The sequence below is a fragment of the Kineosporia corallincola genome, assembly GCF_018499875.1.
Taxonomy (GTDB): Bacteria; Actinomycetota; Actinomycetes; order Actinomycetales; family Kineosporiaceae; genus Kineosporia; species Kineosporia corallincola.
Window position 1 is genome coordinate 628,174 of record NZ_JAHBAY010000001.1, and the last position, 26,749, is coordinate 654,922.

The window sequence follows — 26,749 nt, forward strand, 5'->3', positions numbered from 1 at the left end:
AGACCGTGCAGGCGCACAGGCGCGAATCCGATCGGAAGCCGGTCTCTCGCTGGCAGCAGATGTGGCAGCCCCGGCTCTGGGGGGTGCACGGTCGCATCGCCGCGGCCCTGGCGGTCGTGGTCGCCCTGCTGATGGCCGTGGTCTCGGCGTCGGTGGTGGTGCTGCTGGAGACCCGGCAGTCGCAGCGTGAGGTGGTGCGCGACTACTACGAGGGGCTGCGGTCGTCACAGAACTATTTCATCGCGATGCTCGACTCGGAGACCGCCATCCGGGGGTACGCGCTCACGCACGACCCGTCGGCCCTGGACCCGCTCAACGACTCCGGCCAGCCCTGGGCCCACCCGATCTCCAGCTCGCTGGCCGACGTGCTGCCCGACACCGCGGCGCTCCCGGCGATGCGCGACGCCGAGGAGGCCGCCGAGGCATGGTACGCGGACTGGGCCGAACCGACGATCCGGAGCATCGACGACGGCGCCGAGCTCACCACGGACGATTTCAACGACGGCCGTAAGCTTTTCGACTCCTTCCGCACCGAGTACAACGAGTACATCAACACCCTGCGCCCCGAGCGCGAGGCCGCGGCACACCACCTGGCCGAGGTGACCAACCTGGGCTTCGCGATCGGCGTGCTCAGCGCGATCATCTGCCTGGTCGCCGGGCTGGTGCTGTGGCGCCTGATGCGGCGCTGGGTGAGCAACCCGGCCACACACCTGGCCGGCGAGGCCCGCATCGTGGCCGACGGCGAGCTCGACCACAAGGTGATCGGCCAGGGCCCGCCGGAGTTCGTGCAGCTCGGTGACGACGTCGAGCTGATGCGGCAGAGGCTGGTGGCCGAGATCGACCAGGCCGACCAGGCCCGGCGCGAGGTGATCCGGGCCCGGGCGGTCCTGGAGGAGCAGACCCAGGAGCTCCAGCGGTCCAACCGCGAGCTCGAGCAGTTCGCCTACGTCGCCTCGCACGACCTCCAGGAGCCGCTGCGCAAGGTGGCCAGTTTCTGCCAGATGCTCCAGCGTCGTTACGGCGGTCAGCTGGACGACCGGGCCGACCAGTACATCCACTTCGCGGTGGATGGTGCCAAGCGCATGCAGCAGCTGATCAACGACCTGCTGGAGTTCTCCCGGGTGGGCCGGATCAGCACCCCGGCCTCGGACATCGACCTGTCCGAGTGCCTGGGTGCCGCGCTGCTCAACCTGGAGACGGCCAGGGAGGAGTCCGGGGCGGAGGTGGACGCCGACGACCTGCCGGTGGTGCGGGGCGAGGCGCCGCTGCTGACCCAGCTGTTCCAGAACCTGGTCGGCAACGCCATCAAGTTCCGGGCCGGTGCGGCACCGCGGATCCGGATCACCTCGCGGCGCGAGGGGGACTTCTGGGAGTTCTCCTGCTCCGACAACGGCATCGGGATCGAGCCGGAGTACGCCGACCGGGTCTTCCTGATCTTCCAGCGGCTGCACCCCAAGGAGGCCTACGGGGGCACCGGGATCGGCCTGGCCATGTGCAAGAAGATCGTCGAGTACCACGGCGGCAGGATCTGGGTGGACGCGGTTCCGGAACAGGTGGGGTCGAAGAGCGGTGAGGGTGACGAGCAGAACGGCCCGGGCACCACGATCCGCTGGACGCTCCCGGTGACGGCCGAGCACCTGCGACTGCCGGAGGCCGAGCCGGCCGTCGAGGTGGCCCGATGATCGCGGTGCTGCTGGTCGAAGACGATCCGGGCGACGTGATGATGACCCGGGAGGCGCTGGAGGAGACCGGCGTCACCAGCCGCCTGAACGTGGTCGGCGACGGTGCGGAGGCCCTGGACTTCCTCTACCGGCGGGAGCCGTACACCGACGCGCAGCCGCCCGACCTGATCCTGCTCGACCTGAACCTGCCCAAGATGAACGGCCGCGACGTGCTGGCCCAGGTCAAGGAGGACCCGGACCTGCGGCACATCCCGGTGGTGGTGCTGACCACCTCGGAGGCCGAGGAAGACGTGCTGCGCAGCTATGACCTGCATGCCAACGCCTACGTGACCAAGCCGGTGGACTTCGAGCGGTTCGTGGCCGTGGTGCGGCACATCGACGACTTCTTCGTGAGCATCGTGCGCCTGCCCCGCCGGTGAATTTTGTTTCCGGGGGCCGACGCGGTTAGTCTTGACACAGCCAAAGATCGCCGGTCGCCGTCCTCGTCAGGGGGCGGCCGAAGGTCCCGCATTTCGTGGGCGACCTGCGTAGGTGTTCGGTCAGGCATTGACCTCTCCTGCCCTCGTGGCAGGTGACTTCCAACGCCCCGTGCATCTGCGCGGGGCGTTTCGCACTTCTGGGGCCGTGAGCACACCGGTTACGGAAGTGAAGGAGTCCCATGGCACGGGCAGACAAGGCTGCGACGATCGCAGAACTCACCGAGAAGTTCCGCGGTTCCAACGCCGCGGTCCTGACCGAGTACCGAGGACTGACCGTCTCCCAGCTCACCCAGCTGCGTAAGAGCATCGCGGAGCACGCGACCTACACGGTCACCAAGAACACGCTGACGAAGCTGGCGGCGCAGAACGCCGGCGTCACGGCGTTCGACGGCGAGCTGGCCGGTCCGAGCGCGGTCGCGTTCGTCACCGGTGACGCGGTCGAGGTGGCCAAGAGCCTGCGCGACTTCTCGAAGGCGAACCCGGCTCTCGTCGTCAAGGGCGGTTTCCTCGACGGCAACCCGCTGACCGCCGACGAGGTCCGCAAGCTGGCCGACCTGGAGTCCCGCGAGGTCCTGCTGGCCAAGATGGCCGGCGCGATGAAGGCGTCCCTCACCAAGGCCGCCGTCCTCTTCCAGGCCCCGCTGTCCAAGACGGTTCGCACCGTCGAGGCGCTGCGGGAGAAGCAGGCCGCCGGAGCTCCGGCAGCCGAGGGCGAGACCAGCGAGACCGTGGAGGCCTGACCTCAGGTCAGTCCCGTACCACTCAGAACCACACGGATCCTGCGGGGCAGGTTCGCAGGTCCGATTCTCCAGACCTCGTTGCGCAGCCAGACTCGCAACGCAGTACCGAAAGGGAAAGCCATCATGGCGAAGCTCAGCACCGACGAACTGCTCGACGCCTTCAAGGAACTGACCCTGATCGAGCTCTCCGAGTTCGTGAAGGCCTTCGAGGAGACCTTCGACGTCACCGCTGCCGCCCCGGTCGCCGTGGCCGCCGCTGCCGGTGGCGCGGGCGCCGCTGCCGAGGCCGTCGAGGAGAAGGACGAGTTCGACGTCATCCTCGAGTCCGCCGGTGACAAGAAGATCCAGGTCATCAAGGAGGTCCGTGGCCTCACGTCGCTGGGCCTCAAGGAGGCCAAGGACCTCGTGGACGGCGCCCCGAAGCCCGTCCTCGAGAAGGTCGCCAAGGACGCCGCGGAGAAGGCCAAGGCTGCCCTCGAGGGCGCCGGCGCCACCGTCACCCTCAAGTGACCTCCGCCCGGCGCTAGCCGGGTAGCACATCGGTTCCCCGTACCGCCCCGGCGGTGCGGGGAATCTTTGGTTTGGGATGATTCACACCGCTTCGGGCGGCTCCCGGCGTGCGTCGTCCGGCGATCTGCGCGATCATGGTCCGCATCGTCCGAACGGCCGGGTACCTGGGTCGTTACTCCGGACGATGCGTGTCTGTACTGCTTGTCACCGGCAAGTGGGACGGGAAGTCGGCGCAAAGTCCGCGCACCGGTCGCCGGAATGTGGCGGCGCGTGGGGTTGACGCTGGTCTGAGCGCTTGTCATGCTCTTTCTGCAAGCACCGCTGGAGAGCATGAACATGCAGGTGAGATGGGCCGTGTCCGTCTCTGCCGTAGGCTCTGCACCGGCGTCGTGCCGAGGAGCCAGAACCGGCTGAAATTGCCGGGTAGACAGTCCTGGCCTTTTACGAGTACGGTGAGCCTTTGCGCTGACCTCTGCCCTCCACGCGTCCATTCGCGGGAGATTTCAGAGGGCGCGCACGTTACGCCCGCAGGCCCGTGGAAGGACCCCTCTTGGCTGCCTCGCGCACCGCGTCCAGTGGCTCGACTACCCCGTCCGGCCGTATCTCCTTCGCCAAGATCCATGAACCGCTTGAGGTTCCGAACCTCCTGGCATTGCAGACCGAGGCCTTCGACTGGCTCCTCGGCAACGACAAGTGGCAGGGCCGTGTGCAGGCTGCCATCGACGGAGGCAACCAAGCAGTCCCGACCACCTCCGGTCTGGAGGAGATCTTCGAGGAGATCTCCCCGATCGAGGACTTCTCCGGATCGATGAGCCTGTCGTTCCGCGATCACCGCTTCGAACCGCCCAAGTACTCGATCGACGAGTGCAAGGAGCGGGACATGACGTACTCGGCCCCGCTCTTCGTGACGGCCGAGTTCATGAACACCACCACCGGCGAGATCAAGAGCCAGACGGTGTTCATGGGTGACTTCCCGCTGATGACCGAGCGCGGCACCTTCGTGATCAACGGCACCGAGCGTGTCGTCGTCTCGCAGCTGGTCCGTTCCCCGGGCGTGTACTTCGAGCGGGCCATCGACAAGACGTCCGACAAGGACATCTACACCGCCAAGGTGATCCCGTCGCGCGGTGCGTGGCTGGAGTTCGAGATCGACAAGCGCGACATGGTCGGTGTGCGTATCGACCGTAAGCGCAAGCAGTCCGTCACCGTGCTGCTCAAGGCGCTGGGCTGGTCCGAGGCGCAGATCCTCGAGGAGTTCGGCGAGGTCGACTCGATCCGCCAGACCCTGGAGAAGGACCACACCGCCAGCACCGACGAGGCGCTGCTCGACATCTACCGCAAGCTGCGCCCGGGCGAGCCGCCGACCCGTGAGGCCGCGCAGACGCTTCTGGAGAACCTGTACTTCAACCCGAAGCGTTACGACCTCGCCAAGGTCGGCCGGTACAAGATCAACAAGAAGCTGGGCGAGAGCCTGCCGCTGACCGACAGCGTGCTGACGGTCGACGACATCATCGCGGCCATCCGCTTCCTGGTGACGCTGCACGCCGGCGGCAACAGCATGCCCGGCACCAAGAACGGCGAGCCGATCGACCTGGTGGTCGAGGTCGACGACATCGACCACTTCGGCAACCGTCGTCTGCGCACCGTCGGCGAGCTCATCCAGAACCAGGTCCGCACCGGCCTGTCCCGGATGGAGCGCGTCGTCCGTGAGCGGATGACGACCCAGGACGTCGAGGCGATCACCCCGCAGACGCTGATCAACATCCGCCCCGTGGTGGCGTCGATCAAGGAGTTCTTCGGAACGTCCCAGCTGTCGCAGTTCATGGACCAGAACAACCCGCTGGCGGGTCTGACCCACAAGCGCCGCCTGTCTGCGCTGGGCCCGGGTGGTCTGTCCCGTGAGCGCGCCGGCTTCGAGGTGCGTGACGTCCACACCTCGCACTACGGCCGGATGTGCCCGATCGAGACCCCGGAAGGCCCGAACATCGGCCTGATCGGCTCGCTCGCCACCTACGCGCGCATCAACCCGTTCGGCTTCGTCGAGACGCCCTACCGCAAGGCCGAGAACGGCGTTGTGCTGGACGAGATCGACTACCTGACGGCCGACGAGGAAGACCACGTCGTCGTCGCCCAGGCGAACGCGCCGCTGACCGACGACAACCGGTTCGCCGAGGCGAACGTGCTGGCCCGGTCGAAGGACGGCGAGGCTGAGCTGGTGCCCGCCGGTGACGTCGACTACATGGACGTCTCGGCCCGGCAGATGGTGTCCGTCGCCACCGCGCTGATCCCGTTCCTCGAGCACGACGACGCCAACCGCGCGCTGATGGGCTCCAACATGCAGCGCCAGGCGGTGCCGCTGGTGAAGTCCGAGGCGCCGCTGGTCGGTACCGGCATGGAGTTCCGTGCCGCCGTCGACGCCGGTGACGTGGTCGTCGCCCACACCGCCGGTGTGGTCACCGAGGTGTCGGCGGAGGCCGTCACCACGATGAACGACGACGGCTCGCACACCACGTACAAGATCGCCAAGTTCCGCCGCTCCAACCAGGGCACGTCGTACAACCAGCGGGTGCTGGTCGACGAGGGCGCGCGCCTGGAGGTGGGCTCGGTCATCGCCGACGGTCCCGCCACCGACATGGGCGAGATGGCGCTGGGCAAGAACCTGCTGGTCGCGTTCATGTCCTGGGAAGGGCACAACTACGAGGACGCGATCATCCTGTCGCAGCGCCTCGTGCAGGACGACGTCCTGTCCTCGATCCACATCGAGGAGCACGAGGTCGACGCCCGGGACACCAAGCTCGGCCCGGAGGAGATCACCCGCGACATCCCGAACGTCGCCGAGGAGGTCCTCGCCGACCTCGACGAGCGCGGCATCATCCGGATCGGTGCCGAGGTCGTCCCCGGCGACATCCTGGTCGGCAAGGTCACGCCCAAGGGTGAGACCGAGCTGACCCCGGAAGAGCGTCTGCTGCGCGCCATCTTCGGTGAGAAGGCCCGCGAGGTGCGTGACACCTCGCTGAAGGTCCCGCACGGTGAGAGCGGCACCGTCATCGGTGTCAAGGTGTTCGACCGCGAGGACGGCGACGAGCTGCCCCCCGGCGTCAACCAGCTGGTGCGCGTGTACGTGGCGCAGAAGCGCAAGATCACCGACGGCGACAAGCTGGCCGGCCGTCACGGCAACAAGGGCGTCATCTCGAAGATCCTGCCGGTCGAGGACATGCCGTTCCTCGAAGACGGCACGCCGGTCGACATCGTGCTCAACCCCCTGGGTGTGCCGAGCCGGATGAACGTCGGCCAGGTGCTGGAGACCCACCTGGGCTGGGTGGCCTCCCGCGGCTGGGAGATCGAGGGCGAGCCCGAATGGGCCAAGCTGATCACCGAGGACCGTCGCCAGGCCCCGCCGAACACCCTGGTCGCCTCGCCGGTCTTCGACGGTGTGCGGGAGGAGGAGATCATCGGTCTCCTCGACTCCACCCGGAAGACCCGGGACGGCGTCCGGCTGATCGACGGTTCCGGCAAGGCCACGATCTTCGACGGCCGCACCGGCGAGAAGCTGCCGATGCCCGTCTCGGTCGGCTACATGTACATCCTGAAGCTGCACCACCTGGTGGACGACAAGATCCACGCCCGCTCCACCGGCCCGTACTCGATGATCACGCAGCAGCCGCTGGGTGGTAAGGCGCAGTTCGGTGGTCAGCGTTTCGGCGAGATGGAGGTGTGGGCTCTGGAGGCCTACGGCGCCTCCTACGCGCTCCAGGAACTGCTGACGATCAAGTCGGACGACGTGGTCGGCCGGGTCAAGGTGTACGAGGCGATCGTCAAGGGCGAGAACATCCCCGAGCCCGGCATCCCCGAGTCGTTCAAGGTGCTGATCAAGGAAATGCAGTCGCTCTGCCTCAACGTGGAGGTGCTGTCGAGCGACGGCACGTCCATCGAGATGCGGGACTCGGACGAAGACGTGTTCCGCGCAGCCGAGGAGCTCGGCATCGACCTGTCCCGGCGCGAGCCGAGCAGCGTCGAAGAAGTCTGATCCGGTTGAGGACGGCCGCGCCGTGAGGCGCGGCCGGCCCCCGGCTCATCACGGGCCTTAGAGCACGGTCAGTAAACAAAGAACCACCCAGGAGAAAGCAGGCACGTCTTGCTGGACGTCAACTTCTTCGACGAACTGCGTATCGGCCTGGCCACCGCCGAGGACATCCGGCAGTGGTCGCACGGCGAGGTGAAGAAGCCGGAGACCATCAACTACCGCACCCTGAAGCCGGAGAAGGACGGGCTCTTCTGCGAGAAGATCTTCGGCCCCACCCGGGACTGGGAGTGCTACTGCGGTAAGTACAAGCGCGTTCGCTTCAAGGGCATCATCTGCGAGCGCTGTGGCGTCGAGGTCACTCGCGCCAAGGTGCGCCGTGAGCGCATGGGGCACATCGAGCTGGCCGCTCCCGTGACCCACATCTGGTACTTCAAGGGTGTGCCGAGCCGTCTCGGCTACCTGCTCGACCTGGCGCCGAAGGACCTCGAGAAGGTCATCTACTTCGCCGCTTACATGATCACCTGGGTGGATGACGAGAACCGTCACCGCGACCTCCCGTCGATGGAAGCCAACATCGAGGTGGAGAAGAAGGAGATCGAGAACCGGCGGGACGCCGACGTCGAGGCGCGCGCGAAGCGCCTCGAGGGCGACCTGGCCGAGCTCGAGGCCGAGGGCGCGAAGGGTGACGTGCGCCGCAAGGTCAAGGAGTCGGCGGAGCGCGAGATGTCGCAGCTGCGCAAGCGCGCCGACGCCGAGATCGACCGCATCCAGCAGGTCTGGGACCGCTTCAAGAACCTGAAGGTCCAGGACCTCGAGGGTGACGAGATCCTGTACCGCGAGATGCGTGACCGGTTCGGCATGTACTTCGAGGGTGGGATGGGCGCCGCCGCGATCCAGAAGCGGCTGGAGTCCTTCGACCTGGACGCCGAGGCGGAGAACCTGCGCGAGGCGATCGCCACCGGCAAGGGCCAGCGCAAGACCCGCGCCCTGAAGCGGCTCAAGGTGGTCTCCGCGTTCCTGACCACCCGCAACTCGCCGCTCGGCATGGTGCTCGACTGCGTCCCGGTGATCCCGCCGGACCTGCGCCCGATGGTCCAGCTCGACGGTGGCCGGTTCGCCACCTCCGACCTGAACGACCTGTACCGCCGCGTGATCAACCGGAACAACCGGCTCAAGCGTCTGCTCGACCTGGGCGCCCCGGAGATCATCGTCAACAACGAGAAGCGGATGCTTCAGGAGGCCGTCGACGCGCTGTTCGACAACGGCCGCCGCGGCCGGCCGGTCACCGGCCCGGGTAACCGCCCGCTGAAGTCGCTGTCCGACATGCTCAAGGGCAAGCAGGGTCGTTTCCGTCAGAACCTGCTCGGCAAGCGCGTCGACTACTCCGGCCGTTCGGTCATCGTGGTCGGCCCGCAGCTGAAGCTGCACCAGTGCGGTCTGCCCAAGCAGATGGCCCTGGAGCTGTTCAAGCCGTTCGTGATGAAGCGCCTGGTCGACCTGAACCACGCGCAGAACATCAAGTCGGCCAAGCGCATGGTCGAGCGGGCCCGCCCGGTCGTGTGGGACGTGCTCGAAGAGGTCATCTCCGAGCACCCCGTGCTGCTGAACCGCGCGCCCACCCTGCACCGTCTGGGTATCCAGGCGTTCGAGCCGCAGCTGGTCGAGGGCAAGGCCGTCCAGATCCACCCGCTGGTCTGCTCGGCCTTCAACGCCGACTTCGACGGCGACCAGATGGCGGTGCACCTGCCGCTGTCCGCCGAGGCGCAGGCCGAGGCCCGCATCCTCATGCTGTCGAGCAACAACATCCTGAAGCCGGCCGACGGCCGTCCGGTGACCATGCCCACCCAGGACATGATCATCGGTCTGTACCACCTGACTCTCGACAACGACGAGAGCCCGGTCGGCGAGGGCCGTTCGTTCAGCTCGGTGTCCGAGGCCCTGATGGCCTTCGACGCCGGTCAGCTGCACCTCCAGGCGAAGATCAAGCTGCGCTTCGAAGACGTCGTCCCGCCGCGTGGCTGGACCGCGCCGGAGGAGTGGACGCCGGGCGACCCGGTGATCCTCGAGACCAGCCTGGGCCGGGCGCTGTTCAACCAGACGCTGCCGCCGGACTACGCGTTCGTCGACCACATCGTGGGCAAGAAGGAGCTCTCGGCGATCGTCAACGATCTCGCCGAGCGTTACCCGAAGGTCGCCGTGGCCGCGACGCTGGACGCCCTCAAGGCGGCCGGTTTCCACTGGGCCACCCGGTCCGGTGTGACGGTGTCGATCTCCGACGTGGTCACCCCGCCGGCCAAGGCCGAGATCCTCGACGAGCACGAGACCCGTGCCGCCAAGGTGCAGTCGCAGTACCTGCGCGGTCTGATTACCGACGAGGAGCGCCGTCAGGAGCTCATCGAGATCTGGACCCAGGCCACCAACCGGGTCGCCAAGGCGATGGAGGACAACCTCCCGCGCACGAACTCCATCTTCAAGATGGTGTCGTCGGGTGCCCGTGGTAACTGGATGCAGATGCGCCAGATCGCCGGTATGCGAGGCCTGGTGGCCAACCCCAAGGGTGAGATCATCCCGCGGCCGATCAAGGCGAACTTCCGCGAGGGTCTGTCCGTGGTCGAGTTCTTCATCTCGACCCACGGTGCCCGTAAGGGTCTGGCCGACACCGCCCTGCGTACCGCCGACTCGGGTTACCTGACCCGTCGTCTGGTGGACGTCTCGCAGGACGTGATCATCCGCGAGGAAGACTGCGGCACCGAGCGCGGTCTGATGATGCCGATCGCGACCACCAACGCGGACGGCTCCATCCGGGCCCACGACTCGGTCGAGAACAGCGTCTACGCGCGCTCTCTCGCCCAGGACGTGGTGGTGGACGGCGAGACCGTGCTGGCCGCCAACACCGACCTCGGCGACCCGAGCATCGAGCTGCTGCTGTCGAAGGGCGTCTCCGAGGTCAAGGTGCGCTCCGTGCTCACCTGCGAGTCCAAGGTCGGCACCTGCGCCCGCTGCTACGGCCGGTCGCTGGCCGCCGGTCACCTCGTGGACATCGGCGAGGCCGTCGGCATCATCGCGGCCCAGTCCATCGGTGAGCCGGGTACCCAGCTGACGATGCGTACCTTCCACACCGGTGGTGTCGCGGGTGAGGACATCACCCACGGTCTGCCCCGTGTGCAGGAGCTCTTCGAGGCCCGTACCCCGAAGGGTGTGGCCCCGATCTCCGAGGCCGCCGGCCGGGTGCGGATCGACGACACGGACCGCTCGCGCAAGCTCGTGGTGATCCCGGACGACGGCTCCGAAGAGGTGGCGTACCCGGTCTCCAAGCGGTCCCGCCTCCTGGTCGAAGACGGTACGCACGTCGAGGTCGGCCAGAAGCTGATCATGGGTGCGATCGACCCCAAGCAGGTGCTGCGCATCCTCGGGCCGCGTGCGGTCCAGGTGCACCTGGTGGACGAGGTGCAGAACGTGTACCGCAGCCAGGGTGTGGGTATCCACGACAAGCACATCGAGGTGATCGTCCGCCAGATGCTGAAGCGGGTGACCATCATCGAGTCCGGCGACGCCGAGCTGCTGCCCGGTGAGCTGGTCGAGCGGTCCCGGTTCGAGACCGAGAACCGCCGGGTCGTCGCCGAGAACGGCCAGCCGGCCTCGGCCCGTCCCGACCTGATGGGTATCACCAAGGCGTCCCTGGCGACCGACTCGTGGCTGTCGGCGGCCTCCTTCCAGGAGACCACCCGCGTCCTCACGAACGCCGCCATGGAGGGCCGCAGCGACCCGCTGCTGGGCCTCAAGGAGAACGTCATCCTCGGTAAGCTCATCCCGGCGGGTACGGGTCTGCCCCGCTACCGCAACGTGCGGGTCGAGCCGACCGAAGAGGCGAAGGCCGCCATGTACGCGATGCCCGGCTACGAAGAGGTCGACTACGGCCACTTCGGCGTCGGCACCGGTCAGGCGGTCCCGCTGGAGGAGTTCGACCTCGGCCGCTACGACCGCTGAGGTATTCGAGTTCTGTGATGTGTCCCGAGCGGCTCCGCGTACCGGCCTCGCCAGAGGAACAAAACCGGTACGCGGGGCCGTTTGGGCTCTCAGAGATCGAACGACACCGGTGTCCGGCCGGGGCCGTTCGAGTGAGATCTGTGACGGCAGGGGAGAAGCCCCTGACCCATGTGCGGGCCGTTTTGACGCTCGTGCTGGCCAGCGGGTAGCCTCACAGTTCGTGCCCGAGTTCTCTCGGGCTGCCGCGCGTGCCCTCCTGACGGTCCGGAAGCTGTCAGCGTGCAGTACGCGAGCGAAGCTCCCCACCCTGCGGGACGTCGCCGGGGTAGTTCGCGAAAGCGCGACACACCCGAGCGCGGGGTACGGCCAGCAGTGGCTGTGAGCGACGATCCGGACAACGGCAACACCAGCACCACCAGCAAGTCAGGTAGAGCAGCACAAGCGAGCAGAGAGTTCGGAGAACCGGTGCCCACGATCCAGCAGCTGGTCCGAAAGGGCCGGCAGGACAAGGTCAGCAAGACCAAGACCCCTGCTCTCAAGGGCAGCCCCCAGCGCCGTGGTGTGTGCACGCGTGTGTACACCACCACGCCGAAGAAGCCGAACTCCGCTCTGCGTAAGGTCGCTCGTGTGAAGCTGACCTCCCAGATCGAGGTCACGGCGTACATCCCGGGTGTCGGCCACAACCTCCAGGAGCACTCGATCGTGCTCGTGCGTGGCGGTCGTGTGAAGGACCTCCCCGGCGTCCGCTACAAGATCATTCGCGGTTCGCTCGACACCCAGGGTGTGAAGAACCGTAAGCAGGCTCGTAGCCGTTACGGCGCGAAGAAGGAGAAGAGCTAATGCCCCGCAAGGGCCCGGCCCCCAAGCGGCCGCTCGTCATCGACCCCGTTTACGGCTCGCCGCTGGTCACGCAGCTGGTGAACAAGATCCTGCTGGACGGCAAGAAGTCCACCGCCGAGCGGATCGTCTACGAAGCGCTTGAGGGCTGCCGCGACAAGACCGGTAACGACCCGGTCATCACGCTGAAGCGCGCGCTGGACAACGTGAAGCCGAGCCTCGAGGTCCGCAGCCGCCGCGTCGGTGGCGCGACCTACCAGGTCCCGGTCGAGGTCAAGGCCGGCCGTTCCACCACGCTGGCCCTGCGCTGGCTCGTCAGCTACTCCCGGGCCCGCCGGGAAAAGACGATGACGGACCGCCTCATGAACGAGATCCTGGACGCGAGCAACGGGCTCGGTGCAGCGGTCAAGCGCCGTGAGGACACGCACAAGATGGCCGAGTCGAACCGCGCGTTCGCTCACTACCGCTGGTAATTCAGCAGGTAGTCACCTACCCACCACTGCGGCCGCCGCGACCCGGCGGCCACAGTGGCGCCGGGGAATCCCGGCAGTACGGCACTGCGGGTATTTCCCCCCTGGAACTGAAACCTCATGAGAGAGGCGATCGGCGTGGCACAAGACGTGCTGACGGACCTCAACAAGGTCCGCAACATCGGCATCATGGCTCACATCGACGCCGGCAAGACCACCACCACTGAGCGGATCCTGTTCTACACCGGGATCAACTACAAGATCGGTGAGGTCCACGACGGCGCCGCCACGATGGACTGGATGGAGCAGGAGCAGGAGCGTGGCATCACCATCACCTCCGCTGCCACCACCTGCTTCTGGGAAGGCAACCAGATCAACCTGATCGACACCCCCGGGCACGTCGACTTCACCGTCGAGGTCGAGCGCAACCTGCGCGTCCTCGACGGCGCGGTCGCGGTGTTCGACGGCAAGGAGGGTGTCGAGCCGCAGTCCGAGACGGTCTGGCGGCAGGCTGACAAGTACGACGTCCCCCGTATCTGCTTCGTCAACAAGATGGACAAGCTGGGCGCGGACTTCTACTTCACGGTCCAGACGATCATCGACCGCCTCGGGGCCAAGCCGCTGGTCGTCCAGCTGCCGATCGGCGCCGAGTCGGACTTCACCGGTGTCATCGACCTGATCTACATGCGTGCACTCACCTGGCGTGGCGACACGGGCAAGGGCGAGGCGTACGAGATCGAGGAGATCCCGGCCGACCTTCAGGAGAAGGCCGAGGAGTGGCGCCAGAAGCTGCTCGAGACGGTCGCCGAGTCCGACGAGGCGCTGCTCGAGAAGTTCTTCGGTGGCGAGGAGCTCACGCCCGAGGAGATCAAGGGCGCGATCCGTAAGCTCACCATCGCGAGCGAGGTCAACCCGGTCCTGTGCGGCTCGGCGTTCAAGAACAAGGGCGTTCAGCCCATGCTCGACGCCGTGATCGACTACCTCCCGACCCCGCTGGACGTTCCCGACGTCGAGGGCCACGCGCCCAACGACGAAGAGACCGTCATCACGCGTGCGGCCAACAACGAGGCCCCGTTCTCCGCCCTGGCGTTCAAGATCGCGGCGCACCCGTTCTTCGGGAAGCTGACCTACATCCGGGTCTACTCCGGCAAGGTGGCCAGCGGCGCCCAGGTCGTGAACTCGACCAAGGGCAAGAAGGAGCGCATCGGGAAGATCTTCCAGATGCACTCCAACAAGGAGAACCCGGTCGACGAGGCGGCTGCCGGCCACATCTACGCCGTCATCGGTCTGAAGGACACCACGACCGGTGAGACCCTGTCGGACCCGACGAACCCCATCGTCCTCGAGTCGATGACGTTCCCGGAGCCGGTCATCTCGGTCGCCATCGAGCCGAAGACCAAGGGTGACCAGGAGAAGCTGGGCACCGCGATCCAGAAGCTCGCCGAGGAGGACCCGACTTTCCAGGTCCGCCAGGACGAGGAGACGGGTCAGACGATCATCGCCGGCATGGGCGAGCTCCACCTGGACATCCTGGTGGACCGCATGCGCCGCGAGTTCAAGGTCGAGGCCAACGTCGGCAAGCCGCAGGTGGCCTACCGCGAGACCATCCGCAAGGCCGTGGTCAAGCTCGACTACACCCACAAGAAGCAGACCGGTGGGTCGGGTCAGTACGCCAAGGTCCAGGTGACCATCGAGCCGCTGGACACGTCCGAGGGCGTGTTCTACGAGTTCGAGAACAAGGTCACCGGTGGTCGCGTCCCGCGCGAGTACATTCCGAGTGTGGACGCCGGTATCCAGGACGCCATGCAGTTCGGCATCCTGGCGGGCTACCCGCTGGTCGGGATCAAGGCGATCCTGCTCGACGGTGCGGCGCACGACGTCGACTCGTCCGAGATGGCGTTCAAGATCGCCGGCTCGATGGTGCTGAAGGAGGCTGCCCGCAAGGCCAGCCCCGTGCTCCTCGAGCCGATGATGGCCGTCGAGGTCCGCACGCCGATGGAGTACATGGGCGACGTCATCGGCGACCTGAACTCCCGCCGTGGCCAGATCCAGGCCATGGAGGACGTCAGCGGTGCCAAGGTCGTGAAGGCCGCGGTTCCGCTGTCGGAGATGTTCGGTTACGTGGGTGACCTGCGCAGCAAGACGCAGGGACGTGCCGTGTACACCATGCAGTTCGACTCCTACGCAGAGGTTCCCCGGAACGTTGCGGAAGAGATCATCAAGAAGGTTCGCGGCGAGTAATCGCGCCACCAGCATCCCGTCGAACCCCAGACAGATAACAACCCGTCCGACAGGAGGACCCCGTGGCGAAGGCGAAGTTCGAGCGGACTAAGCCGCACGTCAACATCGGCACCATTGGTCACATTGACCACGGTAAGACGACGCTGACTGCTGCGATCAGCAAGGTTCTGCACGGCAAGTACCCGGAGCTGAACCCGGACACCCAGGCGTTCGACCAGATCGACAAGGCGCCCGAAGAGCGTCAGCGTGGTATCACGATCTCGATCGCTCACATCGAGTACCAGACCGAGACGCGTCACTACGCGCACGTCGACTGCCCGGGTCACGCCGACTACATCAAGAACATGATCACCGGTGCGGCCCAGATGGACGGCGCCATCCTCGTGGTGGCGGCGACCGACGGCCCCATGCCGCAGACCCGTGAGCACGTGCTGCTCGCGCGTCAGGTCGGTGTGCCCTACATCGTCGTGGCCCTGAACAAGTCCGACATGGTGGACGACCCGGAGATCATGGAGCTCGTCGAGCTCGAGGTCCGGGAGCTGCTCTCCTCGTACAACTTCCCGGGTGACGACCTGCCGGTCGTCCAGGTCTCCGCGCTGAAGGCGCTGGAGGGCGACCCGGAGTGGTCCGAGAAGCTGCTCGAGCTGATGGCCGCCGTGGACGAGTCGATCCCGGAGCCGCAGCGCGACACCGAGAAGCCGTTCCTGATGCCGATCGAAGACGTCTTCACGATCACCGGTCGTGGCACCGTCGTCACCGGCAAGGTGGAGCGCGGCGTGCTCAAGACCAACGAGACCGTCGAGATCGTCGGTATCAAGGACAAGAGCACCACGACCACGGTCACCGCCATCGAGATGTTCCGCAAGACTCTCGACGAGGCCATGGCCGGCGAGAACTGCGGTCTGCTCCTGCGTGGTATCAAGCGCGAGGACGTCGAGCGCGGCCAGGTCGTCGTGAAGCCGGGCTCGATCACTCCCCACACGGAGTTCGAGGCCAACGTCTACATCCTGTCCAAGGATGAGGGCGGCCGGCACACGCCGTTCTACGACTCCTACCGTCCGCAGTTCTACTTCCGGACGACGGACGTCACGGGCGTCGTGAAGCTCCCCGAGGGCACCGAGATGGTCATGCCCGGTGACAACACCGAGATGTCCGTCTCGCTGATCCAGCCCATCGCCATGGAAGACGGTCTGCTCTTCGCCATCCGTGAGGGTGGCCGGACCGTCGGCTCGGGCCGCGTCACCAAGATCCTCAAGTAGTAACCACCAGCGGCGGCAGCCTCTCCGGCTGCCGCCGCTGGCGTGCGTCTGGGCCCGCAACGCCGTCTGCGCCATTGTGCCGGGCGTCTCTTTCCAGCTCCGTCCACCCGACCTCGCGCAAGCGAAAGCGGGGGAGCGGCAAGGGATCACGGGTCCAGTGGTGTGTTCATGTCAGCGTCATGCCGCTCTGATCCGTTCACCTCGCGGACCACGATTGGTCAATGACGTCCTGCGTCTGGCACACTGGACAGGTTGCTCGCGCACCGTCGCGTCCGTCGCGCCCTCCGGGGCCCGGATCGACCGGCACCGGGTAGCCGCCAATGCACCATCGGCCCAGCCCCCTGGTCCTCGTTGAAAACGATGGACGAGTCTGGTCCGCGAACGCGACACGCCCGACCTCGGGGGTCGGTGTTCGCAAGCACCGCCCCACACGGTTGTGAGCGTCGCAGAAGACGTGGAACACCAAGCACGACCCCGCACCACAGCAGTTAAGGCCCGGGCCGCACACCACGGCCCGGGTGGACCACAGACAGTGCCGAACGGCAGCAGTACCGGCCGCTCAACGCCTGTCGACCAAGCGAAAGAGAGCGCAACGACGCCATGGCGGGACAGAAGATCCGCATCCGGCTGAAGGCCTACGACCACGAGGTCATCGACAGCTCGGCCCGCAAGATCGTCGACACGGTCGTTCGGACTGGCGCGACGGTCGCGGGCCCGGTGCCGCTGCCGACGGAGAAGAACGTGTTCTGCGTCATCCGTTCGCCGCACAAGTACAAGGACAGCCGCGAGCACTTCGAGATGCGCACGCACAAGCGGTTGATCGACATCATCAACCCGACGCCGAAGACGGTGGACTCGCTGATGCGGCTTGACCTGCCGGCCGGCGTGGACATCGAGATCAAGCTCTAGAAGGACCTCATCTGATGACTCTCAAGACGATCAGTAAGCCGACGGTGACCACCGTCAAGGGCTTGCTCGGCGAAAAGCTCGGGATGACCCAGGTCTGGGACGCGAACAACCGGCTCGTCCCGGTCACCGTCATCCAGGTGGGTCCGTGCGTCGTCACGCAGGTGCGCAACGCTGAAGGCGACGGTTACCCGGGCGTCCAGATCGCGTACGGCGCGATCGACCCGCGCAAGGTGACCAAGCCGCTGGCCGGTCACTTCGCGAAGGCCGGCGTCACGCCGCGCCGTCACGTGATCGAGCTGCGCACGGCCGACGCCGCCGAGTACAGCCTGGGCCAGGAGCTCACGGTGGAGACCTTCGAGGCCGGCCAGACGGTCGATGTCTCCGGTACCACCAAGGGCAAGGGCTGGGCGGGTGGCATGAAGCGTCACGGCTTCAAGGGCCTCGGCGCCTCGCACGGTACGCAGCGCAAGCACCGCTCCCCGGGTTCCATCGGCGGTTGCGCCACTCCGGGTCGTGTCTTCAAGGGCACCCGGATGGCCGGTCGCATGGGTGGCGAGCGCCAGACCACGCAGAACCTCAGCGTCTACGCCGTTGACGCCGAGCGCGGTCTGCTCCTGATCAAGGGTGCCGTTCCGGGGCCGCGCGGCGGCATCGTCCTGGTCCGCACCGCGGCGAAGAAGGGCTGAAACCATGGCCACCGAAACCACCACCAAGCTGAGCCTGGACGTCGTGGACGGCGCGGGTGAGAAGGTCGGCTCCGTCGATCTCCCCGCGGTCATCTTCGACGCCCAGACCAACGTGCCGCTGATCCACCAGGTCGTCGTGGCCCAGCTGGCCGCGGCTCGCCAGGGCACGCACGACACCAAGACCCGTGGCGAGGTCCGAGGCGGCGGCAAGAAGCCGTACCGCCAGAAGGGCACCGGCCGCGCCCGTCAGGGCTCGACCCGCGCCCCGCAGTTCGCCGGCGGTGGCGTCGTTCACGGCCCCACGCCGCGCGACTACTCGCAGCGCACCCCGAAGAAGATGATCGCCGCCGCGCTGCGGGGATCGCTCTCGGACCGCAACCGTCACGGTCGCGTTCACGTGCTCTCCGAGCTGGTCAAGGGCGACGCCCCCTCGACCAAGACGGCCTCGAAGGCTCTGAAGAGCCTCACCGAGCGCCTGAACCTGCTGGTCGTCGTGACCCGCACGGACGAGGTCGGCAAGCGCAGCCTGTCCAACCTGGACGGCGTGCACGTGCTGCCCTTCGACCAGCTGAACGCCTACGACGTGCTCTGCGCCGACGACGTGGTGTTCACCAAGGCCGCGCTGGACTCGTTCCTCGAGAGCCCGGTCGTCACCAAGGTCACCGCGAAGGAGGATGCCAAGTGAGCACCATCGGAGGCGTCCACAAGGACCCGCGCGACATCCTGCTGGCGCCGGTCGTCTCGGAGAAGAGCTACACGCTCCTGGACGAGGGCAAGTACACCTTCCTCGTCGACCCGAGCGCGAACAAGACCGAGATCAAGATCGCGGTCGAGACGGTCTTCGGGGTCAAGGTTGCCGCTGTGAACACCGCCAACCGGCAGGGCAAGACCCGCCGCACGCGGAACGGCATCGGTAAGCGCAAGGACACCAAGCGCGCCATCATCACGCTCAGCGAAGGCACCATCGACATCTTCGGCGGGCCGGTCTCCTGACTCCCAGTTCGTTCCGATCCGGTCAGTAACGGCCGGATTGAGGGCGTCCGAAGACCGACATCCGAGAAACAGCAAGAGGACTGACTCACATGGGAATCCGCAAGTACAAGCCGACGACACCGGGCCGCCGCGGTTCGTCTGTCGCCGACTTCGTGGAGATCACCCGGTCGGAGCCGGAGAAGTCCCTGGTGCGCCCGCTGACCAAGAGCGGCGGCCGGAACAACACCGGCCGGATCACCACCCGGCACAAGGGCGGCGGTCACAAGCGCGCCTACCGGGTGATCGACTTCCGTCGTCACGACAAGGACGGCATCCCGGCCACGGTCGCTCACATCGAGTACGACCCCAACCGCACGGCGCGCATCGCCCTTCTGCACTACGCGGACGGCGAGAAGCGCTACATCATCGCCCCGACCAAGCTCAAGCAGGGCGACCGCATCGAGAACGGCCCCACGGCCGACATCAAGCCGGGTAACAGCCTCGAGCTGCGCAACATCCCGGTCGGTACGGTTGTCCACGCGATCGAGCTGCGGCCCGGTGGCGGCGCCAAGATCGCCCGCTCGGCCGGCGCCTCGGTGCAGCTGGTCGCCCGTGAGGGCCGCTTCGCGCAGCTGCGCATGCCATCCGGCGAGATCCGCAACGTCGACGTGCGCTGCCGCGCCACCGTCGGCGAGGTCGGCAACGCCGAGCAGTCGAACATCAACTGGGGCAAGGCCGGCCGCATGCGCTGGAAGGGCAAGCGCCCGACCGTCCGTGGTGTCGCCATGAACCCGATCGACCACCCGCACGGTGGTGGTGAGGGTAAGACCTCCGGTGGTCGCCACCCGGTGAGCCCGTGGGGTCAGGCGGAGGGCCGCACCCGTCGCCCCAACAAGGAGAGCGACAAGATGATCGTTCGCCGCCGCCGTACCGGCAAGAAGCGCTGATAGGAGCCTTTCGAGAATGCCTCGCAGTCTGAAGAAGGGTCCCTTCGTCGACGACCACCTCCAGAAGAAGGTGGACGCTCAGAACGAGAAGGGGACCAAGAACGTCATCCGGACCTGGTCCCGGCGCTCGATGATCGTGCCCGACATGCTCGGTCACACGATCGCCGTGCACGACGGCCGCAAGCACGTCCCGGTGTTCGTCACCGAGTCGATGATCGGTCACAAGCTGGGCGAGTTCGCCCCCACCCGCACGTTCCGCGGACACGAGAAGGACGACCGCAAGGGCCGTCGGCGCTGATCGCGCCCACCCGAGCAGTCAGAAGCGACAGAAGGTAGGAAGCAGCGATGGAAGCCAAGGCGCAGGCGCGGTACGTCCGTGTCACGCCCATGAAGGCCCGCCGCGTCGTCGACCTCATCCGTGGGAAGCAGGCGCCGCAGGCGATTGCCGTGCTGGAGTTCGCTCCGCAGGCCGCCAGCGAACCCGTGCTCAAGGTCGTGCAGAGCGCGATCGCGAACGCCCGGGTGAAGGCCGCCGCCGCGTCCGAGGCGTTCGACGAGCGCACCCTGGTGATCCAGGAGGCGTACGTTGACGAGGGCCCGACGCTCAAGCGGTTCCGGCCGCGGGCGCAGGGCCGGGCGTATCGGATCCGCAAGCGGACCAGCCACATCACCGTTGTGGTCGGCCCGGCCGAGAAGAAGAGCGGCGCTCAGCCCGCCGCCGCGAATGGAGGGACCCGCTAGTGGGACAGAAGGTCAACCCGCACGGGTTCCGCCTGGGCATCACCACTGAGCACAAGAGCCGGTGGTTCGCCGACAGCACCAAGGGTGGGCAGCGGTACCGCGACTACGTGAAGGAAGACGTCGCGATCCGCAAGCTCATGTCCAAGGGCATGGAGCGGGCCGGCATCAGCCGCGTCGAGATCGAGCGCACCCGTGACCGGGTTCGCGTCGACATCCACACCGCCCGTCCGGGCATCGTCATCGGTCGCCGTGGCGCCGAGGCCGACCGGATCCGTGGCGAGCTGGAGAAGCTCACCGGCAAGCAGGTTCAGCTGAACATCCTCGAGGTGAAGAACCCCGAGGTCGACGCTCAGCTGGTCGCCCAGGGCATCGCCGAGCAGCTGGCGAGCCGCGTGTCCTTCCGTCGTGCGATGCGCAAGGGCATGCAGTCCTCGCTCCGCGCCGGCGCCAAGGGCATCCGGGTCCAGTGCTCGGGCCGTCTCGGCGGCGCCGAGATGAGCCGGTCGGAGTTCTACCGCGAGGGCCGTGTGCCGCTGCACACGCTCCGCGCGAACATCGACTACGGCCTGTACGAGGCCCGCACCACGTTCGGCCGTATCGGCGTGAAGGTGTGGATCTACAAGGGCGACATCACCAGCCGCGAGCTCGCTCGTGAGCAGGCTGCGGCCCCGCCGCGTGGCCCGCGTCGTGACGGCCCGGGTGGCCGCGCGCAGCGTCCGTCGCGTCGTCGTCCGCAGCAGCAGCAGTCCGCTGACAGCGCTCCCGCCGCCGAGGCGCCCGCGGCGTCCGCGCCGGCCGCTGACGCGGGTACCGGAACGGAGGCCTGAGTCCCATGCTGATCCCGCGTCGGGTCAAGTACCGCAAGCAGCACCACCCCGGTCGCTCCGGCATGTCGAAGGGCGGCAACGCCGTCACCTTCGGCGAATGGGGCATCCAGGCTCTGGAGCCCGCGTACGTCACCAACCGGCAGATCGAGTCCGCTCGTATCGCCATCACCCGTCACATCCGTCGTGGCGGCAAGGTCTGGATCAACATCTACCCGGACCGCCCGCTGACGAAGAAGCCGGCCGAGACCCGCATGGGTTCCGGTAAGGGTTCCCCGGAGTGGTGGGTCGCGAACGTCAAGCCCGGTCGCGTGATGTTCGAACTCTCGTTCCCGACTGAGAAGGTGGCGAAGGAGGCCCTGACCCGGGCCATCCACAAGCTGCCGATGAAGTGCCGGATCGTCCGGCGCGAAGGCGGTGAAAGCTGATGGCCATCGGTTCGAAGGACCTGAACCCGGCCAACCTGCGTGGTTTCGACCAGGATCGTCTGGTCGAGGAGCTGAAGAAGGCGAAGGAAGAGCTCTTCAACCTTCGCTTCCAGTCCGCCACCGGCCAGCTGGAGAACAACATGCGACTGCGCGCGGTGAAGCGTGACATCGCACGGATTTACACGATCATGCGCGAGCGCGAGCTCGGCATCACCGCCAGCCCGGAGGCCTGAGCATGAGTGAGAACACCCAGGCTGACGCCCCGGAGCGTGGCCAGCGTAAGGCGCGCCGCGGCTACGTCGTCAGCGACAAGATGGACAAGACCGTGGTGGTCGAGGTCGAGGACCGGGTCAAGCACCCGCTCTACGGCAAGGTCATCCGGCGCACCACCAAGGTGAAGGTGCACGACGAGGCCAACACCGCCGGTGTCGGTGACCTGGTGTCGATCTCGGAGACCCGTCCGCTGTCGGCGACCAAGCGCTGGCGCCTGGTCGAGATTCTGGAGAAGGCCAAGTGATTCAGCAGGAGTCGCGGCTGCGCGTCGCCGACAACACGGGTGCCAAGGAGATCCTCTGCATCCGTGTTCTCGGCGGGTCCGGCCGTCGTTACGCCGGCATCGGTGACGTCATCGTCGCCACCGTGAAGGACGCGATCCCCGGCGGCAACGTCAAGAAGGGCGACGTCGTCAAGGCCGTCATCGTGCGCACCGTCAAGGAGCGCCGCCGGCCGGACGGCTCGTACATCCGCTTCGACGAGAACGCCGCGGTGATCCTCCGCAACGACGGCGACCCGCGGGGCACGCGCATCTTCGGGCCGGTCGGCCGCGAGCTGCGCGACAAGAAGTTCATGAAGATCATTTCGCTGGCTCCGGAGGTGCTCTGAGATGGCGAAGCTGAAGATCAAGAAGGGCGACACCGTCCAGCTGATCACCGGCCGTTCCCAGAAGAACGGCGGGGACCGGAACAAGACCGGCAAGGTTATCGCCGTCTACCCGGACACCGAGCGGGTCCTGGTCGAGGGCATCAACCGGGTCAAGCGCCACACCAAAGAGGGTCAGTCCGGCCGGGGTTCCAAGACCGGCGGGATCATCACTCAGGAGGCGCCGGTCCACATCAGCAACGTGATGCTGGTCGACCCCGAGACCAAGAAGCCCACCCGCGTCGGCGTCAAGGTCGAGACCGTCGAGCGTGACGGCAAGACCAAGACGGTGCGGGTTCGCTACGCCAAGCGTTCCGGTAAGGACCTGTGACGATGACTGTGACTGACGAGGGCACCAAGGTGCAGCCGCGGCTCCGCGCCCGGTACGACGCCGAGATCGCGCCCGAGCTGCGCAAGCAGTTCAACTACGCGAACGTGATGCAGACTCCGCGTCTGGTCAAGGTCGTCGTGAACATGGGTGTGGGCGAGGCCGCCCGCGACTCCAAGCTCATTGACGGCGCGATCCGTGACCTGAGCGCGATCACCGGGCAGAAGCCGCAGGTGACCAAGGCCCGCAAGTCCATCGCCCAGTTCAAGCTGCGTGAGGGCATGCCGATCGGCGCGCACGTCACGCTGCGCGGCGACCGGATGTGGGAGTTCCTGGACCGGCTGGTCAGCATCGCCCTGCCGCGTATCCGTGACTTCCGTGGTCTGAACGGCAAGCAGTTCGACGGGCGTGGCAACTACACGTTCGGTCTGAACGAGCAGTCCATGTTCCACGAGATCGACCAGGACCGGATCGATCGCGTTCGTGGTATGGACATCACGGTCGTCACCACGGCCACCAACGATGAAGAGGGGCGCGTCTTCCTGAAGCTCCTCGGTTTCCCGTTCAAGGAGAACTGACAGTGGCGAAGACTGCGCTGATCAACAAGGCGGCGCGGAAGCCGAAGTTCGGCGTCCGGGCGTACACCCGGTGCCAGCGCTGCGGCCGCCCGCACTCGGTCTACCGCAAGTTCGGCCTGTGCCGGATCTGCCTGCGAGAGATGGCGCACCGGGGCGAGCTCCCGGGCGTCACCAAGAGCAGCTGGTAGGCCGGCCGTGTCACAGCTGACGATCCCGAACCCGGGCGCCACTCAGGTGGCGCTCCGGACCGGCCGCCGTCGGACGGTGCGCAACAATCGCATGGTTTCGCTGCGCTCCAGCCTTCCGACCGGCCTGGTGACGCTGCGGCACGATGTTCCGGAATACCTCCCCGAGTTCCTCGAGCCCGAGGTTCTCGCAGAAGCAACTACGCCGCAGGTCGACGCCTCCGAGAAGGTCGCCGAAACCGCGGTGGGAAAGGGCGGACAAGCCCAATGGTGATGACCGATCCGATCGCGGACATGCTGACCCGCGTCCGGAACGCGAACTCCGCGTACCACGACCAGACTCAGATGCCTTACAGCAAGCTCAAGCAGAAGGTTGCTGAGCTGCTCCAGGCCGAGGGCTACATCTCCAGCTGGGAGGTCGCGGATGCCGAAGTCGGCAAGACGCTGACCGTCAAGCTGAAGTTCGGCCCCAACCGGGAGCGCTCGATCGCCGGTCTCCGGCGCATCAGCAAGCCCGGTCTGCGGGTCTACGCGAAGTCGACGAACCTGCCCCGCGTCCTCGGCGGACTCGGCGTGGCGATCCTCTCGACGTCCTCCGGTCTCATGACCGACAAGCAGGCCAAGCAGAAGGGCGTGGGTGGGGAAGTCCTCGCCTACGTCTGGTAACGGGAAGGGAGAGAGAGCATGTCCCGAATTGGACGACTGCCGATCACCGTTCCCGCCGGCGTCGACGTGACCCTCGATGGTGCTGACGTGACCGTGAAGGGCCCGAAGGGCACCCTCACGCACACCGTCGCCGCCCCGATCACCGTCGCCCGCGAGGACGACGGCACGGTCAAGGTCACGCGCCCGGACGACGAGCGTACGTCGCGCGCACTGCACGGCCTCACCCGCACCCTGATCGCCAACATGGTGACCGGTGTGACGGATGGCTATGTCAAGAAGCTCGAGATCGTCGGCACCGGTTACCGCGTGCAGGCGAAGGGCTCCAACCTGGAGTTCGCTCTCGGCTACAGCCACTCGATCACGATCGAGCCGCCGGCCGGCATCACCTTCGCGGTGGAGGGCCCGACCAAGTTCTCGGTCTCGGGCATCGACAAGCAGGCTGTCGGCGAGGTTGCTGCCAACCTCCGCAGCCTGCGCAAGCCCGACCCGTACAAGGGCAAGGGTGTCCGCTACGCCGACGAAGTGATCAAGCGCAAGGTCGGAAAGGCGGGCAAGAAGTAATGGCTATCGGTGTGAAGCGCAGCGGTGGTGGCTCGGTCCGCAACAAGCAGGCCGCCCGTACCCGCCGCCACCTGCGAGTGCGCAAGCAGCTGCGGGGCTCGACCGAGCGCCCGCGTCTGGTCGTGAAGCGTTCCGCCCGGCACGTTTTCGTGCAGATCGTGGACGACACGGTGGGCAAGACCCTGGCTTCGGCCTCCACCCTGGAGGCGGACCTGCGAGCCCTGGACGGCGACAAGACCGCCAAGGCCCGCAAGGTCGGCGAGCTGGTGGGAGAGCGTGCCAAGGCCGCCGGTGTGAGCGCTGTGGTCTTCGACCGCGGCGGGAACAAGTACCACGGTCGCGTCGCCGCCATTGCGGACGGCGCCCGTGAAGCCGGCCTGGTCCTGTAACCCATGCGCACGCTGACCTTTACGAAGCGAGAGAGAAGGAACGTCTGATGGCTGGACCTCAGCGTCGCGGGCCCGGGGGTAACAACAACTCCGGCGGGCCGAACAGCGGCGGCGAGAACAGCGGCGGCGGCGGTCGCCGGGGCGGCCGCGACCGCGACAACCGCGGGGGTCGTGACGGCGGCCAGGACAAGAACCAGTTCGTCGAGCGCGTCGTCACGATCAACCGGGTCGCCAAGGTCGTGAAGGGTGGTCGTCGCTTCAGCTTCACCGCCCTGGTCGTGGTCGGTGACGGCGACGGCACCGTGGGCGTCGGTTACGGCAAGGCCAAGGAAGTTCCCGCGGCCATCGCCAAGGGTGTCGAAGAGGCGAAGAAGGCCTTCTTCAAGGTTCCCCGCATCCAGGGCACCATCCCGCACCCGAGCCAGGGTGAGGAGGCGGCCGGCGTCGTCCTGCTGCGCCCGGCGTCCCCGGGTACCGGCGTCATCGCCGGTGGTCCGGTGCGCGCCGTGCTGGAGTGCGCCGGTATCCACGACGTGCTGAGCAAGTCGCTCGGCTCGGACAACGCGATCAACGTCGTGCACGCGACCGTTGCCGCGCTGCGTGGCCTGGAGCGTCCGGAAGAGGTTGCGGCCCGTCGTGGTCTGCCCCTCGAGGACGTCGCCCCGGTCGCTCTGCTGCGCGCCCGGGCGGCGGGGGTGGCCGGCTGATGGCTCAGATCAAGGTCACCCAGGTCAAGTCGAAGATCGGTGGCAAGCAGAACCAGCGCGACTCGCTGCGTTCGCTCGGCCTGAAGCGGATCGGCGACACCGTCGTCAAGGAGGACCGTCCCGAGATCCGCGGGATGGTCAACACGGTGCGGCATCTCGTCACCGTCGAGGAGGTGGACTGAGATGGCAGAAGGCCAGCGCGAGCACGCGCTGAAGGTGCATCACCTGCGTCCTGCCCCCGGTGCCAAGACCGCCAAGACCCGCGTGGGTCGTGGTGAAGGCAGCAAGGGTAAGACGGCGGGCCGCGGTACCAAGGGTACGAAGGCTCGTTACCAGGTTCCGGCCCGGTTCGAGGGTGGGCAGATGCCGCTGCACATGCGGCTGCCCAAGCTCCGTGGCTTCAAGAACCCGTTCCGGACCGAGTACCAGGTCGTCAACCTGGACAAGCTCGGCAGCCTGTTCCCCGACGGCGGCAGCGTCACCGTCGCGGACCTGGTCGCCAAGGGCGCGGTCCGTGAGGGCCACCTGGTCAAGGTCCTCGGCGACGGCGAGATCTCGGTCGCGCTCAACGTGAGCGCGAACAAGTTCTCCGCCAGCGCCAAGGAGAAGCTGGCCGCGGCCGGCGGCAGCGCCACCGAGCTGTAAGAACCAGCTCACCAGGCACGATCCAAAACACCCCGG

General features: G+C 66.9%; 31 protein-coding genes and 1 pseudogene. All 32 read left to right on the forward strand.

The window, feature by feature from the left end:
* The first annotated feature begins 83 nt into the window (after nt 1–83).
* Nucleotides 84–1,682, forward strand: coding sequence for an ATP-binding protein (locus tag KIH74_RS02815; RefSeq protein WP_214154065.1), 1,599 nt, complete (start codon nt 84–86; stop codon nt 1,680–1,682).
* Nucleotides 1,610–2,101: a response regulator gene (locus KIH74_RS02820; RefSeq protein WP_372491992.1), complete on the forward strand. Its 492-nt coding sequence runs from the start codon at nt 1,610–1,612 to the stop codon at nt 2,099–2,101. The genes KIH74_RS02815 and KIH74_RS02820 overlap by 73 nt, the downstream gene beginning before the upstream one ends.
* Before the next feature lie 239 nt (nt 2,102–2,340).
* Nucleotides 2,341–2,901 carry a 50S ribosomal protein L10 gene (gene rplJ / locus KIH74_RS02825; RefSeq protein ID WP_214154069.1) on the forward strand — a complete coding sequence of 187 codons (561 nt, stop codon included), beginning with the start codon at nt 2,341–2,343 and terminating at the stop codon, nt 2,899–2,901.
* A 123-nt stretch (nt 2,902–3,024) separates the two neighbouring features.
* Complete coding sequence (rplL, locus tag KIH74_RS02830) at nt 3,025–3,411, forward strand: 50S ribosomal protein L7/L12 (RefSeq protein WP_214154071.1); 387 nt, start codon at nt 3,025–3,027, stop codon at nt 3,409–3,411.
* A 550-nt stretch (nt 3,412–3,961) separates the two neighbouring features.
* Nucleotides 3,962–7,438, forward strand: coding sequence for a DNA-directed RNA polymerase subunit beta (gene rpoB / locus KIH74_RS02835; RefSeq protein ID WP_281417582.1), 3,477 nt, complete (start codon nt 3,962–3,964; stop codon nt 7,436–7,438).
* A 108-nt stretch (nt 7,439–7,546) separates the two neighbouring features.
* Nucleotides 7,547–11,422: a DNA-directed RNA polymerase subunit beta' gene (locus KIH74_RS02840; protein WP_214154074.1), complete on the forward strand. Its 3,876-nt coding sequence runs from the start codon at nt 7,547–7,549 to the stop codon at nt 11,420–11,422.
* Nucleotides 11,423–11,887: 465 nt separating this feature from the next.
* The gene (gene rpsL / locus KIH74_RS02845; RefSeq protein WP_052530777.1) at nt 11,888–12,262 is read left to right on the forward strand and encodes a 30S ribosomal protein S12; all 375 of its coding nucleotides are present in this window, start codon (nt 11,888–11,890) and stop codon (nt 12,260–12,262) included.
* Complete coding sequence (gene rpsG, locus KIH74_RS02850) at nt 12,262–12,732, forward strand: 30S ribosomal protein S7 (protein WP_214154086.1); 471 nt, start codon at nt 12,262–12,264, stop codon at nt 12,730–12,732. Before rpsL ends, rpsG begins: the two co-directional genes overlap by 1 nt.
* 135 nt (nt 12,733–12,867) lie before the next feature.
* Complete coding sequence (gene fusA, locus KIH74_RS02855; protein WP_214154435.1) at nt 12,868–14,970, forward strand: elongation factor G; 2,103 nt, start codon at nt 12,868–12,870, stop codon at nt 14,968–14,970.
* 62 nt (nt 14,971–15,032) lie between these two features.
* Entirely contained in the window at nt 15,033–16,229 is a 1,197-nt protein-coding gene (gene tuf, locus KIH74_RS02860) for an elongation factor Tu (protein WP_214154088.1), read from the forward strand.
* Nucleotides 16,230–16,829: 600 nt separating this feature from the next.
* On the forward strand, nt 16,830–17,138 hold the full coding sequence (gene rpsJ / locus KIH74_RS02865) for a 30S ribosomal protein S10 (RefSeq protein WP_052530780.1): 309 nt from the start codon (nt 16,830–16,832) through the stop codon (nt 17,136–17,138).
* A 14-nt stretch (nt 17,139–17,152) separates the two neighbouring features.
* Nucleotides 17,153–17,824, forward strand: coding sequence for a 50S ribosomal protein L3 (gene rplC, locus KIH74_RS02870; protein ID WP_214154089.1), 672 nt, complete (start codon nt 17,153–17,155; stop codon nt 17,822–17,824).
* A gap of 4 nt (nt 17,825–17,828) precedes the next feature.
* Complete coding sequence (gene rplD / locus KIH74_RS02875; protein WP_214154091.1) at nt 17,829–18,509, forward strand: 50S ribosomal protein L4; 681 nt, start codon at nt 17,829–17,831, stop codon at nt 18,507–18,509.
* A 5-nt stretch (nt 18,510–18,514) separates the two neighbouring features.
* Nucleotides 18,515–18,817: a 50S ribosomal protein L23 gene (gene rplW, locus KIH74_RS02880; protein ID WP_214154436.1), complete on the forward strand. Its 303-nt coding sequence runs from the start codon at nt 18,515–18,517 to the stop codon at nt 18,815–18,817.
* Between the two features lie 89 nt (nt 18,818–18,906).
* Nucleotides 18,907–19,743, forward strand: a complete 837-nt coding sequence (gene rplB, locus KIH74_RS02885; protein ID WP_214154093.1) for a 50S ribosomal protein L2 — start codon at nt 18,907–18,909, stop codon at nt 19,741–19,743.
* 16 nt (nt 19,744–19,759) lie between these two features.
* Nucleotides 19,760–20,041 (forward strand): 30S ribosomal protein S19, encoded by a 282-nt coding sequence (rpsS, locus tag KIH74_RS02890; protein WP_214154095.1) that lies wholly within the window; start codon nt 19,760–19,762, stop codon nt 20,039–20,041.
* Nucleotides 20,042–20,088: 47 nt separating this feature from the next.
* Entirely contained in the window at nt 20,089–20,484 is a 396-nt protein-coding gene (rplV, locus tag KIH74_RS02895; RefSeq protein WP_214154103.1) for a 50S ribosomal protein L22, read from the forward strand.
* Nucleotides 20,484–21,311: a 30S ribosomal protein S3 gene (gene rpsC / locus KIH74_RS02900; RefSeq protein ID WP_214154105.1), complete on the forward strand. Its 828-nt coding sequence runs from the start codon at nt 20,484–20,486 to the stop codon at nt 21,309–21,311. Before rplV ends, rpsC begins: the two co-directional genes overlap by 1 nt.
* Before the next feature lie 5 nt (nt 21,312–21,316).
* Nucleotides 21,317–21,736, forward strand: coding sequence for a 50S ribosomal protein L16 (rplP, locus tag KIH74_RS02905; RefSeq protein WP_214154106.1), 420 nt, complete (start codon nt 21,317–21,319; stop codon nt 21,734–21,736).
* Nucleotides 21,736–21,966, forward strand: a pseudogene (rpmC, locus tag KIH74_RS02910) (50S ribosomal protein L29); the annotation flags it as partial. The gene rplP and the pseudogene rpmC, both read left to right, overlap by 1 nt.
* Before the next feature lie 5 nt (nt 21,967–21,971).
* The gene (rpsQ, locus tag KIH74_RS02915) at nt 21,972–22,253 is read left to right on the forward strand and encodes a 30S ribosomal protein S17 (protein ID WP_214154110.1); all 282 of its coding nucleotides are present in this window, start codon (nt 21,972–21,974) and stop codon (nt 22,251–22,253) included.
* Nucleotides 22,250–22,618: a 50S ribosomal protein L14 gene (rplN, locus tag KIH74_RS02920; RefSeq protein ID WP_214154112.1), complete on the forward strand. Its 369-nt coding sequence runs from the start codon at nt 22,250–22,252 to the stop codon at nt 22,616–22,618. The genes rpsQ and rplN overlap by 4 nt, the downstream gene beginning before the upstream one ends.
* A 1-nt stretch (nt 22,619) precedes the next feature.
* The gene (rplX, locus tag KIH74_RS02925; RefSeq protein ID WP_214154114.1) at nt 22,620–22,985 is read left to right on the forward strand and encodes a 50S ribosomal protein L24; all 366 of its coding nucleotides are present in this window, start codon (nt 22,620–22,622) and stop codon (nt 22,983–22,985) included.
* A gap of 2 nt (nt 22,986–22,987) precedes the next feature.
* Nucleotides 22,988–23,560, forward strand: coding sequence for a 50S ribosomal protein L5 (gene rplE / locus KIH74_RS02930; protein WP_214154116.1), 573 nt, complete (start codon nt 22,988–22,990; stop codon nt 23,558–23,560).
* Nucleotides 23,561–23,562: 2 nt separating this feature from the next.
* Complete coding sequence (locus tag KIH74_RS02935) at nt 23,563–23,748, forward strand: type Z 30S ribosomal protein S14 (RefSeq protein WP_214154118.1); 186 nt, start codon at nt 23,563–23,565, stop codon at nt 23,746–23,748.
* Between the two features lie 7 nt (nt 23,749–23,755).
* Nucleotides 23,756–24,019, forward strand: a complete 264-nt coding sequence (locus KIH74_RS02940) for a hypothetical protein (protein ID WP_214154120.1) — start codon at nt 23,756–23,758, stop codon at nt 24,017–24,019.
* The gene (gene rpsH, locus KIH74_RS02945) at nt 24,013–24,411 is read left to right on the forward strand and encodes a 30S ribosomal protein S8 (RefSeq protein WP_214154122.1); all 399 of its coding nucleotides are present in this window, start codon (nt 24,013–24,015) and stop codon (nt 24,409–24,411) included. Before KIH74_RS02940 ends, rpsH begins: the two co-directional genes overlap by 7 nt.
* 18 nt (nt 24,412–24,429) lie before the next feature.
* A complete protein-coding gene (rplF, locus tag KIH74_RS02950; RefSeq protein WP_214154124.1) occupies nt 24,430–24,972 on the forward strand; it encodes a 50S ribosomal protein L6 in 543 nt (180 codons plus the stop codon).
* Nucleotides 24,972–25,361 (forward strand): 50S ribosomal protein L18, encoded by a 390-nt coding sequence (rplR, locus tag KIH74_RS02955; RefSeq protein ID WP_214154126.1) that lies wholly within the window; start codon nt 24,972–24,974, stop codon nt 25,359–25,361. The genes rplF and rplR overlap by 1 nt, the downstream gene beginning before the upstream one ends.
* 47 nt (nt 25,362–25,408) lie before the next feature.
* On the forward strand, nt 25,409–26,068 hold the full coding sequence (gene rpsE, locus KIH74_RS02960) for a 30S ribosomal protein S5 (RefSeq protein ID WP_214154127.1): 660 nt from the start codon (nt 25,409–25,411) through the stop codon (nt 26,066–26,068).
* Entirely contained in the window at nt 26,068–26,250 is a 183-nt protein-coding gene (gene rpmD, locus KIH74_RS02965; protein ID WP_214154129.1) for a 50S ribosomal protein L30, read from the forward strand. The genes rpsE and rpmD overlap by 1 nt, the downstream gene beginning before the upstream one ends.
* Before the next feature lies 1 nt (nt 26,251).
* The gene (gene rplO, locus KIH74_RS02970) at nt 26,252–26,713 is read left to right on the forward strand and encodes a 50S ribosomal protein L15 (protein ID WP_214154131.1); all 462 of its coding nucleotides are present in this window, start codon (nt 26,252–26,254) and stop codon (nt 26,711–26,713) included.
* Nucleotides 26,714–26,749: the final 36 nt, after the last annotated feature.

What these genes read in the sequence shown, in the direction of transcription:
- rplJ (WP_214154069.1), top strand. Translation starts at nt 2,341, where the DNA reads ATGGCACGGGCAGACAAGGCTGCGACGATCGCAGAACTCACCGAGAAG.
- rplL (WP_214154071.1), top strand. Translation starts at nt 3,025, where the DNA reads ATGGCGAAGCTCAGCACCGACGAACTGCTCGACGCCTTCAAGGAACTG.
- rpsG (WP_214154086.1), top strand. Translation starts at nt 12,262, where the DNA reads ATGCCCCGCAAGGGCCCGGCCCCCAAGCGGCCGCTCGTCATCGACCCC.
- rpsJ (WP_052530780.1), top strand. Translation starts at nt 16,830, where the DNA reads ATGGCGGGACAGAAGATCCGCATCCGGCTGAAGGCCTACGACCACGAG.
- rplC (WP_214154089.1), top strand. Translation starts at nt 17,153, where the DNA reads ATGACTCTCAAGACGATCAGTAAGCCGACGGTGACCACCGTCAAGGGC.
- rplD (WP_214154091.1), top strand. Translation starts at nt 17,829, where the DNA reads ATGGCCACCGAAACCACCACCAAGCTGAGCCTGGACGTCGTGGACGGC.
- rplB (WP_214154093.1), top strand. Translation starts at nt 18,907, where the DNA reads ATGGGAATCCGCAAGTACAAGCCGACGACACCGGGCCGCCGCGGTTCG.
- rpsS (WP_214154095.1), top strand. Translation starts at nt 19,760, where the DNA reads ATGCCTCGCAGTCTGAAGAAGGGTCCCTTCGTCGACGACCACCTCCAG.
- rplV (WP_214154103.1), top strand. Translation starts at nt 20,089, where the DNA reads ATGGAAGCCAAGGCGCAGGCGCGGTACGTCCGTGTCACGCCCATGAAG.
- rplP (WP_214154106.1), top strand. Translation starts at nt 21,317, where the DNA reads ATGCTGATCCCGCGTCGGGTCAAGTACCGCAAGCAGCACCACCCCGGT.
- rpsQ (WP_214154110.1), top strand. Translation starts at nt 21,972, where the DNA reads ATGAGTGAGAACACCCAGGCTGACGCCCCGGAGCGTGGCCAGCGTAAG.
- rplX (WP_214154114.1), top strand. Translation starts at nt 22,620, where the DNA reads ATGGCGAAGCTGAAGATCAAGAAGGGCGACACCGTCCAGCTGATCACC.
- rplE (WP_214154116.1), top strand. Translation starts at nt 22,988, where the DNA reads ATGACTGTGACTGACGAGGGCACCAAGGTGCAGCCGCGGCTCCGCGCC.
- rpsH (WP_214154122.1), top strand. Translation starts at nt 24,013, where the DNA reads ATGGTGATGACCGATCCGATCGCGGACATGCTGACCCGCGTCCGGAAC.
- rplF (WP_214154124.1), top strand. Translation starts at nt 24,430, where the DNA reads ATGTCCCGAATTGGACGACTGCCGATCACCGTTCCCGCCGGCGTCGAC.
- rplR (WP_214154126.1), top strand. Translation starts at nt 24,972, where the DNA reads ATGGCTATCGGTGTGAAGCGCAGCGGTGGTGGCTCGGTCCGCAACAAG.
- rpsE (WP_214154127.1), top strand. Translation starts at nt 25,409, where the DNA reads ATGGCTGGACCTCAGCGTCGCGGGCCCGGGGGTAACAACAACTCCGGC.
- rpmD (WP_214154129.1), top strand. Translation starts at nt 26,068, where the DNA reads ATGGCTCAGATCAAGGTCACCCAGGTCAAGTCGAAGATCGGTGGCAAG.
- rplO (WP_214154131.1), top strand. Translation starts at nt 26,252, where the DNA reads ATGGCAGAAGGCCAGCGCGAGCACGCGCTGAAGGTGCATCACCTGCGT.